Genomic DNA, 11,998 nt, shown 5'->3' with positions numbered 1-11,998 from the left:
TTGGGGATCTCTTTGGGGTTTTTACTTTCCCCCATCGCTGTTTGCCTCTCGGCGGAGACGGTCTCGTTTGGCCTTGGGCTTGCAACGACACGGGCGCAAGCATTCGGCCGGGGCGCCCGGAAGGCCCCGCGGCCGGCTTGCACAGCGGGTGGTGCGGAGGCGGGACTCAGTCCTCGTCGGACCTGTTCAGCGCCTCCATGGCGCGGGCGGTCACGTCCGCCACCTCGCCCAGCGCGGAGATGGTCACCACCAGGCCCTGGGCCCGGTAGTAGTCGATGATCGGCTCGGTCTGCGTGTGGTAGACCTCGAGCCGGGTGCGGACCGTCTCCTCGCTGTCGTCGTGCCGCTGGTACAGCTCGCCGCCGCAGACGTCGCAGACGCCCTCGGTCTTCGACGGGCTGTACGTCACGTGGAAGACGTGCGCGCTGTCCCTGCGGCAGACGCGGCGGCCCGCGATCCGCTTCACGACCTCGTCCTCGGGGACCTCGAGATCGAGGACCGCGTCCAGCTTCACGCCCTCGTCCTTGAGCATCACGTCAAGGGCTTCGGCCTGGCCCACGTTCCGCGGGAAGCCGTCCAGCAGGAAGCCGTTGACGGCGTCCGGCTGGGCCATGCGGTCCTTTGCCATCCCGATCGTGACCTCGTCCGGCACCAGTTGCCCCGCGTCGATGAAGGCGCGGGCCTGCTTGCCAAGGTCGGTGCCCTGGCTCATGTTGGCGCGGAACAGGTCGCCCGTGGAGATGTGCGGAATCGACAGGTTCTTGGCAAGGTACGCAGCCTGCGTTCCCTTGCCGGCGCCCGGAGGCCCGACGAGGACGATTCGCATCAGCGGAGGAACCCTTCGTAATTGCGCTGCTGGAGCTGACTCTCGATCTGCTTCACGGTTTCCAGACCGACACCCACGATGATGAGGATGCTCGTCCCGCCGAACGGGAAGTTCTGGTTCGCACCGCCGAAGCCTGCCAACGCCATCGTCGGCACCAGAGCGATCAGGCCCAAGTACAGCGAGCCCGGCCAAGTGATCCTGTTGAGCACGTAGCTCAGATACTCGGCAGTAGGTCGACCTGCCCGGATACCCGGGATGAAGCCACCATACTTCTTCATGTTGTCGGCGACCTCGTCGGGGTTGAACGAGATGGCCACGTAGAAGAAGGCGAAGAACACGATGAGCACGAAGTACGTCGCGATGTAGTACGGGTGGTCGCCGGTCACGAAGTTGTCCGTGATCCAGGTCGCCCAGCCCGCGGTGGAGCCGGAGAACTGGACGATCAGCGCCGGGATGTAGAGCAGCGACGAGGCGAAGATGACGGGGATCACACCCGCCTGGTTCACCTTGAGCGGGATGTACGTCGACGTGCCGCCGTAGGACCGGCGCCCGATCATCCGCTTCGCGTACTGCACCGGGATGCGGCGCTGGGCCTGCTCGACGAAGACGACGAGGCCGACCATCACGAAGCCGATGAGGATGACGGTGCCGAACTCGATCCAGCCGTCGGCCAGCTTGCCGCTCTCCTTGATCGCCCACAGGGCGCCGGGGAACGTGGCGGCGATCGAGATGAACATCAGGATCGACATGCCGTTGCCGATGCCGCGGTCGGTGACCAGCTCGCCGAGCCACATGACGGCGGCCGTGCCGGCGGTCATCGTGAGGACCATGATGACGGTCGTGAAGATCGACTTGTCGGGGACGATCTGGTCGGCCACCGGGCAGTTGGCGAACAGCGCCCCGCTCCGGGCGGTGGCCACCAGGCCCGTGCCCTGGAGGATCGCCAGCGCGACCGTCAGATAACGCGTGTACTGCGTGATCTTGGCCGTGCCGGACTGCCCCTCCTTCTTCAGGGCTTCCAGGCGCGGGATCACGACGGTCAGCAGTTGGAGGATGATGCTGGCCGTGATGTACGGCATGATGCCGAGCGCGAAGATGGTCACCTGCAGCAGGGCGCCGCCGCTGAACATCTGCATCAGCCCGAGGAGACCACCCGAGTCGGCCTTGGAGACGCAGTACTGCACCTTCGAGTAATCGACGCCGGGGGCCGGGATGTGCGCCCCGAGCCGGTAGATGACGATGATGCCCAGCGTGAAGAGCAGCTTCTTGCGCAGGTCGGGCGTCTTGAACGCTCGGGCGAACGCGGTGAACACGGTGCCTCCTGCGACCCCCGCGCTATGCGTCAGAGGCGACGGGTCTGGATGGGATCGGTGACAGGGCAGCCCTACATCGTAAGGAGGCCACAGAGATTAACGGCGCCACCCTACCCGGCCCAGCGCTGAGCAGGAAACACACGCCACCCCTCCGGCGCCTGGTCGGCGACTGCCACAAGGGCGCATAAGACCGCAGAAGCCGCACCACGGCACCCCCCGGAGTGCGCCCGCGCACCGGTTCGCCCCTACCACGGGACGGGAGGTGGTCCGGACGGCGCACCTCACCGTGCACGCGCGGCCGTGCACGCCGAGTGAGACCGCCGCGGCGCTCCTTGCCGTACCGGACCCCGTACGGGCCCCGGACAGGCCGCTGGGCCCCTCTCCCGTACGGCGGGGGGTGCGGGGCCTCCCCCGGACGCGGAAAAGCCTGGCCGGTCACCTCCGAAGAGGCGACCGGCCAGGCTCAGTCCTGTCCCGCGGCTCAGACGAGCTCGGTGACCGTACCGCCGGCGGCGGTGATCTTCTCCTTGGCGGAGCCGGAGACGGCGTCAACCGAAACCTGCAGCGCCACGGAGATCTCGCCCTGTCCGAGGACCTTGACGAGGTGGTTGTTGCGCACGGCGCCCTTGGCGACCAGGTCGGCCACCGTGACCTCTCCACCCTCGGGGTAGAGCGTCGCGAGCTTGTCCAGGTTCACGACCTGGTACTCCGTGCGGAACGGGTTCTTGAAGCCCTTGAGCTTCGGGAGACGCATGTGGAGGGGCATCTGGCCACCCTCGAAGCGCTCCGGAACCTGGTAACGAGCCTTCGTACCCTTGGTACCACGGCCTGCGGTCTTGCCCTTGGACGCCTCACCACGACCCACACGGGTCTTGGCGGTCTTGGCGCCCGGAGCAGGCCGGAGGTTGTGGGCCTTCAGCGGGCTGTTCTCCGCCATGTCAGTCAACCTCCTCAACCGTCACGAGGTGGCGGACGGTGTGCACCATTCCGCGGAACTCGGGGCGGTCCTCCTTGACAACCGAGTCGTTCAGGCGCTTGAGCCCGAGCGAACGCAGGGTGTCGCGGTGGTTCTGCTTGCTGCCGATGTACGACTTCGTCTGCGTGATCTTGAGGCGAGCCATTACGCACCCGCTCCCGCACGCGCACGGAGCAGAGCCGCGGGGGCGACGTCCTCGAGCGGCAGACCGCGGCGGGCCGCGATCTCCTCGGGACGCTGCAGGCCCTTGAGGGCCGTCACGGTCGCGTGCACGATGTTGATCGCGTTGGACGAGCCAAGCGACTTCGACAGGATGTCGTGAACGCCGGCGCACTCGAGCACGGCACGCACCGGGCCACCGGCGATGACGCCGGTACCGGGGGAAGCCGGCTTGAGCAGGACGACGCCCGCAGCCTTCTCGCCCGTGATCGGGTGAGGGATGGTGCCCTGGATGCGGGGGACCTTGAAGAAGTTCTTCTTGGCCTCTTCCACGCCCTTGGCGATGGCCGCGGGAACTTCCTTGGCCTTGCCGTATCCGACACCGACGGTGCCGTCACCATCGCCCACCACGACCAGCGCGGTGAAGCTGAAGCGACGACCACCCTTCACAACCTTGGCGACGCGGTTGATCGCGACGACGCGCTCGACGTACGCGGTCTTCTCGGCGGCGCTGGCGCCACCGTCACGGCCCTTCCGGTCCCGCCGCTCGCCGCCACCGGCACCGCTTCCGCGGCGCTGGGGTCCAGCCATTGGATTTACCTCTCTCTGTTACGTCCGCTGTGCGTAGGAACCGGGGCTTAGAACTTCAGCCCGGCTTCACGGGCGGCGTCAGCCAGAGCGGCAATCCGCCCGGCGTACTGGTTGCCACCGCGGTCAAACACGACGGCCTCGACGCCTGCAGCCTTGGCACGCTCGGCGACCAGGGCGCCGACCTGCTTGGCCTGGGCGCTCTTGTCACCCTCGCCACCACGGATCGAGGTGTCCAGGGTCGACGCCGACGCGAGCGTGTGGCCCGCGATGTCGTCGATGACCTGGGCCACGATGTGGCGGTTGGAACGCGTCACGACCAAGCGGGGACGCTCCGGCGAACCGGAGATGTGCTTGCGGACGCGGATGTGGCGCCGCTTGAGAGCGGCACGCTTGTACGCGTCGCCCTTGGCGATCTTCACACCGTATGCCATGGCTACTTACCAGCCTTTCCGACCTTGCGGCGGATGACCTCGCCCGCGTACTTGACGCCCTTGGCCTTGTACGGGTCGGGCTTCCGCAGCTTGCGGATGTTGGCGGCTACCTCGCCGACCTTCTGCTTGTCGATGCCCTCGACGCTGAGCTTCGTGGGCGACTCGACCTTGAAGGTGATGCCTTCCGGAGCCTCGATGAGGATCGGGTGGCTGTAGCCCAGGGCGAACTCCAGGTTGGAGCCCTTCGCCTGGACGCGGTAACCGACACCGCTGATTTCGAGCGCCTTGGAGTAACCCGCGGTCACGCCGGTGATCATGTTCGCCACCAGCGTGCGGGACAGGCCGTGGAGGGCCTTGTTCTGACGCTCGTCGTTCGGGCGGGTGACGTTGAGCACGCCGTCCTCGCCCTTGGAGACCTCGATCGGCGCGGCGACGGTGTGCGTGAGGGAACCCTTGGGGCCCTTCACCGCGACCGTGCGGCCATCGATGGTGACGTCCACACCGGCGGGAACCTGGATGGGGAGCTTGCCGATTCGCGACATGAGCTTTCCTTCCTTTCCCGACTACCAGACGTAGGCGAGGACTTCCCCACCTACGCCCTTCTTGCCTGCCTGCTGGCCGGTCAGGAGACCGTGCGACGTGGAGATGATCGCCACGCCCAGGCCGCCGAGGACCTTCGGCAGGTTGGTGGACTTCGCGTAAACACGCAGACCCGGCTTCGAGATCCGCTTGATGCCGGCGATCGAGCGCTCGCGGTTCGGGCCGAACTTCAGCTCGAGGACGAGGTTCTTGCCGACCTCGGCGTCCTCGACCTTCCAGCCGGTGATGAAGCCCTCCTGCTGGAGGATCTCCGCGATGTGCGACTTGATCTTGCTGTGCGGCATCACGACGGTGTCGTGGTACGCCGAGTTCGCGTTACGCAGACGCGTGAGCATGTCTGCGATGGGATCAGTCATGGTCATGAATTGGCCTTCGGCCTCTCTCGCCGGGGTTTCCTGTATGCGCCATCCCTCTCCCCACTCAGTGGCGGGACGGGTGCGGTGCGGGGACCTACGGCGTAGTAAGTCGGTCTTGGGCGGCAGGCGCCCAACCCTTCAAGCCTACGGCATGAAAGGCGGGGCTCCTGCCGACCAGATGCTTACCGAGAGTCTCCGGAACTTCCCTGTGCCCGAGGGCAGAGGGGAGTTACCAGGAGCTCTTGGTCACGCCCGGCAGCTCGCCACGGTGAGCCATCTCACGAAGGCACACGCGGCACAGGCCGAACTTGCGGTAGACGGAGTGGGGCCGGCCGCAGCGCTGGCAGCGGGTGTACCCGCGAACGCCGAACTTCGGCTTACGGGCGGCCTTAGCGATCAGAGCCTTCTTCGCCACGGTCAGTTCTCCTTGAACGGGAAGCCGAGGTGACGAAGGAGGGCACGACCCTCGTCGTCGTTGGTCGCCGTGGTGACCACGGTGATGTCCATGCCCCGGACCCGGTCGATCTTGTCCTGGTCGATCTCGTGGAACATGACCTGCTCCGTGAGACCGAAGGTGTAGTTGCCACGGCCGTCGAACTGCTTCGGCGACAGGCCACGGAAGTCACGGATACGCGGCAGCGCGAGCGACAGCGTACGGTCCAGGAACTCCCACATCCGGTCACCGCGGAGGGTGACGTGGCAGCCGATCGGCTGACCCTCGCGCAGCTTGAACTGCGCGATGGACTTGCGGGCCTTGGTGACGGCCGGCTTCTGACCGGTGATCGTGGTGAGGTCGCGGACGGCCCCGTCGATCAGCTTGGAGTCGCGGGCGGCGTCGCCCACACCCATGTTGACCACGATCTTGACCAGACCGGGAATCTGCATGACGTTCTCGTACGAGAACTCCTCACGCAGCTTGCCGGCGATTTCCTCGCGGTAGCGCGTCTTCAGACGCGGCGCAGTGGTGGCAGTCATCAGATGTCCTCACCGGTCCGCTTGGCAACGCGGATCTTGTTGCCCTCGTCGTCAAAGCGGTAGCCGACGCGGGTGACGACCTTGTTGCCGTCCTTCTCCACGACGAGCTGCACATTGCTGACGTGGATCGGGGCCTCGGTGGTGACGATGCCACCGGTCTGCGAGCCGCGAGCCGTCTGACCGGCCTTGGTGTGCTTCTTGACCCGGTTGACACCCTCGACGAGGACGCGGTCCTGAGCGGGGTAGGCCACGATGACCTTGCCCTGCTTGCCCTTGTCCTTACCGGTGATGACCTGGACCAGGTCGCCCTTCTTGATCTTCATGCTTACAGCACCTCCGGCGCGAGCGAGATGATCTTCATGAACTTCTTCTCGCGCAGCTCCCGGCCCACCGGGCCGAAGATGCGGGTGCCGCGGGGGTCGCCGTCGTTCTTCAGAATGACGGCGGCGTTCTCGTCGAAGCGGATGTACGAGCCATCCTGACGACGACGCTCCTTGACGGTGCGAACGATGACGGCCTTGACGACGTCACCCTTCTTCACGTTGCCACCGGGGATCGCGTCCTTGACGGTGGCGACGATGACGTCACCGATGCCCGCGTAGCGGCGACCCGAGCCACCGAGAACACGAATGGTGAGAATTTCCTTCGCACCCGTGTTGTCGGCGACGCGCAGTCGCGACTCCTGCTGGATCACGTCTATCTCCTGATCGTCTGCCGGTTCCCGGCGGGCGCCTCTCCGTCACCGGAGAGGCGCCCCACCGAGCCTGGCGGAACTGACCCGAGGGGTATGCCCCTCAGGAATTACTTGGCCTTCTCGAGGATCTCGACGACGCGCCAGCGCTTCGAGGCGGACAGCGGACGCGTCTCCATGATGAGGACGCGGTCGCCGACGCCGGCGGAGTTCTGCTCGTCGTGGGCCTTGAGCTTGTTCGTACGGCGGATGACCTTGCCGTACAGCGCGTGCTTGACACGGTCCTCGACGGCGACGACGACGGTCTTGTCCATCTTGTCGCTGACGACCAGACCCTCACGGGTCTTGCGGAATCCGCGGTCGATCTTGCTGGTCTCAGTCACAGTCTTCTCGCTCATCAGGCGCTCTCCACCGTCTCGATGCCCAGCTCGCGCTCGCGCATCAGGGTGTAGATCCGGGCGATGTCCTTACGGACGGACTTGAGCCGGCCGTGGTTCTCGAGCTGGCCCGTCGCCGCCTGGAAGCGGAGGTTGAACAGCTCTTCCTTGGCTTCGCGGAGCTTGTTGAGGAGCTCCTCGTTGCCCAGCTCGCGCAGCTCGGACGCCTTGGTACCGGCCGACATCACGACTCACCTGCCTCGCGCCGAACGATCCGGCACTTCATCGGAAGCTTGTGAGCAGCGCGGGTGAGCGCCTCACGAGCAATCTTCTCGTTCGGGTAGGACAGCTCGAACATCACCCGGCCCGGCTTGACGTTCGCGATCCACCACTCGGGAGAACCCTTACCGGAACCCATGCGGGTCTCGGCGGGCTTCTTCGTGAGGGGACGGTCCGGGTAGATGTTGATCCAGACCTTGCCGCCACGCTTGATGTGACGGGTCATCGCGATACGAGCGGACTCGATCTGACGGTTCGTCACGTACGCCGGGGTCAGCGCCTGGATGCCGTACTCGCCGAACGCAACCTGCGTGCCACCCTTGGACATACCGCTGCGCTTCGGGTGGTGCTGCTTGCGGTGCTTGACCCTACGGGGGATCAGCATTTCGGTCAGGCCTCCGTTCCGGTGCTCTCAGCAGCCGGAGCAGCGGCGGCGGGGGCGTCGGCCTTGGGGGCCTCGGCTGCCGGCGACTGCTGCGGCTTACGGCCGCGACCGCCACGCTCGCCGCCGGTGCGGCCACCGCGGCCGGCCGGGCGGTCAGCGCCGCCACGAGCCGGACGGTTGCCGGCGCGGGCCGCGGCGTTCTCGGCGCGAACCTCGGCGATGTTCTTGACGTCGCCCTTGTAGATCCAGACCTTCACGCCGATGCGGCCGAAGGTCGTCTTGGCCTCGAAGAAGCCGTAGTCGACGTTGGCCCGGAGCGTGTGCAGGGGCACGCGGCCCTCGCGGTAGAACTCCGAGCGGGACATCTCGGCGCCGCCGAGACGACCGCCGCACTGGATCTTGATGCCCTTGGCGCCGGCCTTCATCGAGCTCTGCATACTCTTGCGCATCGCACGACGGAAGGAGACGCGGGAGGAGAGCTGCTCGGCGACGGCCTGGGCCACGAGCTGAGCGTCCACCTCGGGGTTCTTGACCTCGAGGATGTTGAGCTGGACCTGCTTGCCGGTCAGCTTCTCCAGCTCGCCGCGGATGCGATCGGCCTCGGCGCCTCGGCGACCGATGACGATGCCCGGACGGGCGGTGTGGATGTCAACGCGGACGCGGTCGCGGGTGCGCTCGATCTCGACCTTCGAGATGCCGGCCCGCTCCATGCCCTTCGTCATCATGCGACGAATGGCGACGTCTTCCTTGACGTAGTCCTTGTACAGCTTGTCGGCGTACCAGCGGGACTTGAAGTCCGTGGTGATGCCGAGCCGGAACCCGTGCGGGTTTACCTTCTGGCCCATTACCGGGTTCCTTCCTTGCTGCTGACGACCACGGTGATGTGGCTGGTCCGCTTACGGATCCGGTAGGCACGGCCCTGGGCACGCGGACGGAACCGCTTCAGGGTCGGACCCTCGTCCACGTACGCCTCGCTGATGACCAGCGAAGAGGCGTCGGTGTGGTCGTAGTTGTGTGCAGCGTTGGCGATGGCGCTGTCCAGCACCTTGCCAACCGGCACGCTCGCGGCCTGCGGGGCGAAACGCAGGACCGCCTGAGCCTCCGTGGCGTCCATGCCACGGATGAGGTCCACCACGCGGCGGGCCTTCATGGGCGTGACGCGGATGTACCGCGCCTGGGCCCTGGCTTCCATGGTTGTCCCTTCGGTGTAAGTCATAGTCGTTTCCACCCCGCGCTAGCGGCGCTTCGACTTCCGGTCGTCCTTGACGTGGCCGCGGAAGGTGCGAGTCGGCGAGAACTCGCCGAGCTTGTGGCCGACCATCGACTCGGTGACGAACACCGGGACGTGGATCTTGCCGTTGTGCACCGCGATGGTGTGACCCAGCATGGCCGGGACGATCATCGAGCGACGGGACCAGGTCTTGATGACGTTCTTGGTGCCTGCCTCGTTCTGTACGTCCACCTTCTTGATGAGGTGGCCGTCGACGAAGGGCCCCTTCTTGAGACTGCGCGGCATCTAAACCCGCTCCTAGCGCTTCTTGTTCGTCTTGCGGCGGCGGACGATGTACTTGTTGCTCGCCTTCTTGGGAGAACGAGTACGACCCTCCTTCTGACCCCACGGCGAGACCGGGTGGCGACCACCGGAGGTCTTGCCCTCACCACCACCGTGCGGGTGGTCAACCGGGTTCATCGCGACACCGCGGACGGTCGGGCGAACGCCCTTCCAGCGCATACGGCCGGCCTTGCCCCAGTTGATGTTCGACTGCTCGGCGTTGCCGACCTCGCCGATCGTGGCGCGGCAGCGGGCGTCGACCAGGCGGATCTCACCCGACGGCATACGAAGGTGGGCCATGGTGCCCTCCTTCGCCAGCAGCTGCACGGAGGCACCCGCGGAACGGGCGAACTTCGCGCCGCCGCCGGGCCGCAGCTCGATGGCGTGGATGGTCGTACCGACCGGGATGTTGCGCAGCGCCAGGTTGTTGCCGGGCTTGATGTCGGCGGTCGGACCGTTCTCGACACGGTCGCCCTGCGACAGGCCACGGGGAGCGACGATGTAACGCTTCTCGCCGTCCGCGTAGTGCAGCAGCGCGATGCGCGCGGTGCGGTTCGGGTCGTACTCGATGTGCGCGACCTTGGCCGGCACGCCGTCCTTGTCGTGACGACGGAAGTCGATCACTCGGTAGGCGCGCTTGTGGCCACCGCCCTGGTGGCGAACGGTCACACGACCGGCGTTGTTACGGCCGCCCTTGCTGTGCAGGGGGCGGACCAGCGACTTCTCCGGCGTGGACCGCGTGATCTCGACAAAGTCGGCGACGCTGGAGCCACGACGGCCCGGGGTCGTCGGCTTGTACTTGCGGATACCCATTGTCTCTCAGTCCTCGGAAGAATTCCGGATCCTGGACGTCTCGACCTCCGTCAGGAGGTCGGGCCGCCGAAGATGTCGATACGGTCGCCCTCGGCGAGGGTCACGATGGCGCGCTTCGTGTCGGAGCGCTTGCCGAAGCCGGTCTTGGTGCGCTTGCGCTTACCCTGCCGGTTGATCGTGTTGACCCCGGTGACCTTGACCGAGAAGACCGCTTCCACGGCCTGCTTGATCTGGGTCTTGTTGGAGCCGGGCGCGACGATGAACGTGTACTTGTTCTCGTCGAGCAGCGCGTAGCTCTTCTCGGAGACCACGGGCTTGACGAGAACGTCACGCGGGTCCGAGTACGTCTTGCTGGTAACGGTCGCCTCGCTCATCAGGCGTCGCTCCCTTCGGTCTCAGCGGTCTGGGGGCCAGACACGAAGGACTCGAAAGCGGCCTGGGTGAAGACCACGTCGTCAGAGACGATCACGTCGTACGTGTTGAGCTGGCCCGGCTCCAGGATGTGCACCTGGGGCAGGTTGCGCGCGGACAGCCACGCGGCCTCGTCGGCGCGGTCGACGACCAGGAGCAGGTTCTGGCGCTCCGAGATCTTGCCGAGCAGCGTCTTGGCGGCCTTGGTGGAGGCGGCACCCTCGACCACGCCGGTGACGACGTGGATGCGGGAGTGACGGGCCCGGTCGGAGAGGGCACCGCGCAGGGCGGCGGCCTTCATCTTCTTCGGGGTCCGCTGCGAGTAGTCGCGCGGCTGCGGGCCGTGGACGACGCCACCGCCGGCGAACTGCGGGGCGCGGGTCGAACCCTGGCGGGCGCGGCCGGTGCCCTTCTGGCGGTACGGCTTCTTGCCACCACCGCGGACTTCACCGCGGCGCTTGGTCTTGTGCGTGCCCTGACGGGCAGCCGCGAGCTGAGCGACAACGACCTGGTGGATCAGCGGAACGCTGGTCTTCGCGTCGAAGATCTCCGCGGGGAGCTCGACGGTACCGGCCTTGTCGCCTGCCGGCGAAAGGATGTCAATGGTGCTCATTACCTCAAGCCCCCTTGGCCGCGGTACGGACCAGGACGAGGCCGCCGTTCGGACCGGGGACCGCGCCCTTGATGAGGAGCAGACCCTTCTCCGCGTCAACCGCGTGGATGGTCAGGTTCTGGGTGGTGACGCGCTCGTTACCCATACGGCCCGCCATGCGCATGCCCTTGAAGACACGCCCAGGGGTGGCGCAGCCACCGATGGAACCGGGGGAACGGTGCTTGCGCTGGGTGCCGTGCCCGGCGCCGAGGCCCTTGAAGTTGTGACGCTTCATGACACCGGCGAAGCCCTTGCCCTTGCTCTTGCCCGTGACGTCGACCTTGACGCCGGACTCGAACACCTCGGCGGTGACCTCCTGGCCCAGCGTGTACTCGCTGGCGTCAGGGGTGCGGAGCTCCACCAGGTGGCGGCGCGGGGTGACGTCGGCCTTGGCGAAGTGACCCTTGAGGGGCTTGTTCACCTTGCGCGGGTCGATCTCGCCGAAGGCGATCTGGACCGCTTCGTAGCCGTCGTTGTCGTTGGTGCGGACCTGGGTGACGACGCAGGGCCCGGCCTTGACGACGGTCACCGGGACGACCCGGTTGTTCTCGTCCCAGACCTGGGTCATGCCGAGCTTCTCGCCCAGGACGCCCTTAATGTTCTTAGCCATC

At 66.5% G+C, this 11,998-nt stretch carries 22 protein-coding genes; all 22 read right to left on the bottom strand.

The features are described from left to right. Nucleotides 1-166: 166 nt before the first annotated feature. Complete coding sequence (locus ACZ6EJ_RS23690; protein WP_469269791.1) at nt 167-826, bottom strand: adenylate kinase; 660 nt, start codon at nt 824-826, stop codon at nt 167-169. Beyond that, the gene (gene secY, locus ACZ6EJ_RS23685) at nt 826-2,139 is read right to left on the bottom strand and encodes a preprotein translocase subunit SecY (protein WP_469269789.1); all 1,314 of its coding nucleotides are present in this window, start codon (nt 2,137-2,139) and stop codon (nt 826-828) included. The genes ACZ6EJ_RS23690 and secY overlap by 1 nt, the downstream gene beginning before the upstream one ends. Before the next feature lie 481 nt (nt 2,140-2,620). Next, a complete protein-coding gene (gene rplO / locus ACZ6EJ_RS23680; protein WP_003966942.1) occupies nt 2,621-3,076 on the bottom strand; it encodes a 50S ribosomal protein L15 in 456 nt (151 codons plus the stop codon). Nucleotide 3,077: 1 nt separating this feature from the next. Continuing rightward, on the bottom strand, nt 3,078-3,260 hold the full coding sequence (gene rpmD / locus ACZ6EJ_RS23675; RefSeq protein WP_003966943.1) for a 50S ribosomal protein L30: 183 nt from the start codon (nt 3,258-3,260) through the stop codon (nt 3,078-3,080). Continuing rightward, entirely contained in the window at nt 3,260-3,865 is a 606-nt protein-coding gene (rpsE, locus tag ACZ6EJ_RS23670; RefSeq protein WP_469269787.1) for a 30S ribosomal protein S5, read from the bottom strand. Before rpsE ends, rpmD begins: the two co-directional genes overlap by 1 nt. Before the next feature lie 47 nt (nt 3,866-3,912). After that, nucleotides 3,913-4,296, bottom strand: a complete 384-nt coding sequence (rplR, locus tag ACZ6EJ_RS23665) for a 50S ribosomal protein L18 (RefSeq protein ID WP_014047792.1) — start codon at nt 4,294-4,296, stop codon at nt 3,913-3,915. Nucleotides 4,297-4,298: 2 nt separating this feature from the next. Next, a complete protein-coding gene (gene rplF, locus ACZ6EJ_RS23660; RefSeq protein ID WP_003966946.1) occupies nt 4,299-4,838 on the bottom strand; it encodes a 50S ribosomal protein L6 in 540 nt (179 codons plus the stop codon). Between the two features lie 21 nt (nt 4,839-4,859). Then, nucleotides 4,860-5,258: a 30S ribosomal protein S8 gene (gene rpsH, locus ACZ6EJ_RS23655; protein WP_067163170.1), complete on the bottom strand. Its 399-nt coding sequence runs from the start codon at nt 5,256-5,258 to the stop codon at nt 4,860-4,862. Nucleotides 5,259-5,481: 223 nt separating this feature from the next. Continuing rightward, nucleotides 5,482-5,667, bottom strand: a complete 186-nt coding sequence (locus tag ACZ6EJ_RS23650) for a type Z 30S ribosomal protein S14 (protein WP_003948630.1) — start codon at nt 5,665-5,667, stop codon at nt 5,482-5,484. 2 nt (nt 5,668-5,669) lie between these two features. After that, nucleotides 5,670-6,227, bottom strand: a complete 558-nt coding sequence (rplE, locus tag ACZ6EJ_RS23645) for a 50S ribosomal protein L5 (protein WP_037688009.1) — start codon at nt 6,225-6,227, stop codon at nt 5,670-5,672. Beyond that, nucleotides 6,227-6,550, bottom strand: a complete 324-nt coding sequence (gene rplX / locus ACZ6EJ_RS23640; protein ID WP_003966949.1) for a 50S ribosomal protein L24 — start codon at nt 6,548-6,550, stop codon at nt 6,227-6,229. Before rplX ends, rplE begins: the two co-directional genes overlap by 1 nt. Nucleotides 6,551-6,552: 2 nt before the next feature. Then, nucleotides 6,553-6,921, bottom strand: coding sequence for a 50S ribosomal protein L14 (gene rplN / locus ACZ6EJ_RS23635; protein WP_003966950.1), 369 nt, complete (start codon nt 6,919-6,921; stop codon nt 6,553-6,555). Nucleotides 6,922-7,028: 107 nt separating this feature from the next. After that, nucleotides 7,029-7,316 carry a 30S ribosomal protein S17 gene (gene rpsQ / locus ACZ6EJ_RS23630; RefSeq protein ID WP_469269786.1) on the bottom strand — a complete coding sequence of 96 codons (288 nt, stop codon included), beginning with the start codon at nt 7,314-7,316 and terminating at the stop codon, nt 7,029-7,031. Next, on the bottom strand, nt 7,316-7,540 hold the full coding sequence (rpmC, locus tag ACZ6EJ_RS23625; protein WP_015035581.1) for a 50S ribosomal protein L29: 225 nt from the start codon (nt 7,538-7,540) through the stop codon (nt 7,316-7,318). The genes rpsQ and rpmC overlap by 1 nt, the downstream gene beginning before the upstream one ends. Beyond that, nucleotides 7,540-7,959: a 50S ribosomal protein L16 gene (rplP, locus tag ACZ6EJ_RS23620; RefSeq protein ID WP_003966953.1), complete on the bottom strand. Its 420-nt coding sequence runs from the start codon at nt 7,957-7,959 to the stop codon at nt 7,540-7,542. Before rplP ends, rpmC begins: the two co-directional genes overlap by 1 nt. A 5-nt stretch (nt 7,960-7,964) precedes the next feature. Beyond that, entirely contained in the window at nt 7,965-8,804 is an 840-nt protein-coding gene (rpsC, locus tag ACZ6EJ_RS23615; RefSeq protein WP_469269785.1) for a 30S ribosomal protein S3, read from the bottom strand. Continuing rightward, nucleotides 8,804-9,151, bottom strand: coding sequence for a 50S ribosomal protein L22 (rplV, locus tag ACZ6EJ_RS23610; RefSeq protein ID WP_004571827.1), 348 nt, complete (start codon nt 9,149-9,151; stop codon nt 8,804-8,806). Before rplV ends, rpsC begins: the two co-directional genes overlap by 1 nt. 42 nt (nt 9,152-9,193) lie before the next feature. Further along, on the bottom strand, nt 9,194-9,475 hold the full coding sequence (rpsS, locus tag ACZ6EJ_RS23605) for a 30S ribosomal protein S19 (protein ID WP_003966956.1): 282 nt from the start codon (nt 9,473-9,475) through the stop codon (nt 9,194-9,196). A 12-nt stretch (nt 9,476-9,487) separates the two neighbouring features. Further along, nucleotides 9,488-10,324, bottom strand: a complete 837-nt coding sequence (rplB, locus tag ACZ6EJ_RS23600; RefSeq protein ID WP_003966957.1) for a 50S ribosomal protein L2 — start codon at nt 10,322-10,324, stop codon at nt 9,488-9,490. Between the two features lie 50 nt (nt 10,325-10,374). Next, nucleotides 10,375-10,698 (bottom strand): 50S ribosomal protein L23, encoded by a 324-nt coding sequence (rplW, locus tag ACZ6EJ_RS23595; protein WP_007446738.1) that lies wholly within the window; start codon nt 10,696-10,698, stop codon nt 10,375-10,377. Then, nucleotides 10,698-11,348 (bottom strand): 50S ribosomal protein L4, encoded by a 651-nt coding sequence (rplD, locus tag ACZ6EJ_RS23590; protein WP_030578049.1) that lies wholly within the window; start codon nt 11,346-11,348, stop codon nt 10,698-10,700. The genes rplW and rplD overlap by 1 nt, the downstream gene beginning before the upstream one ends. Before the next feature lie 4 nt (nt 11,349-11,352). After that, complete coding sequence (rplC, locus tag ACZ6EJ_RS23585) at nt 11,353-11,997, bottom strand: 50S ribosomal protein L3 (protein WP_096625050.1); 645 nt, start codon at nt 11,995-11,997, stop codon at nt 11,353-11,355. Between the last annotated feature and the right edge of the window lies 1 nt (nt 11,998).

Source organism: Streptomyces sp. NPDC041970 (assembly GCF_055588985.1).
This window is presented reverse-complemented; position numbering and strand designations above follow the sequence as displayed.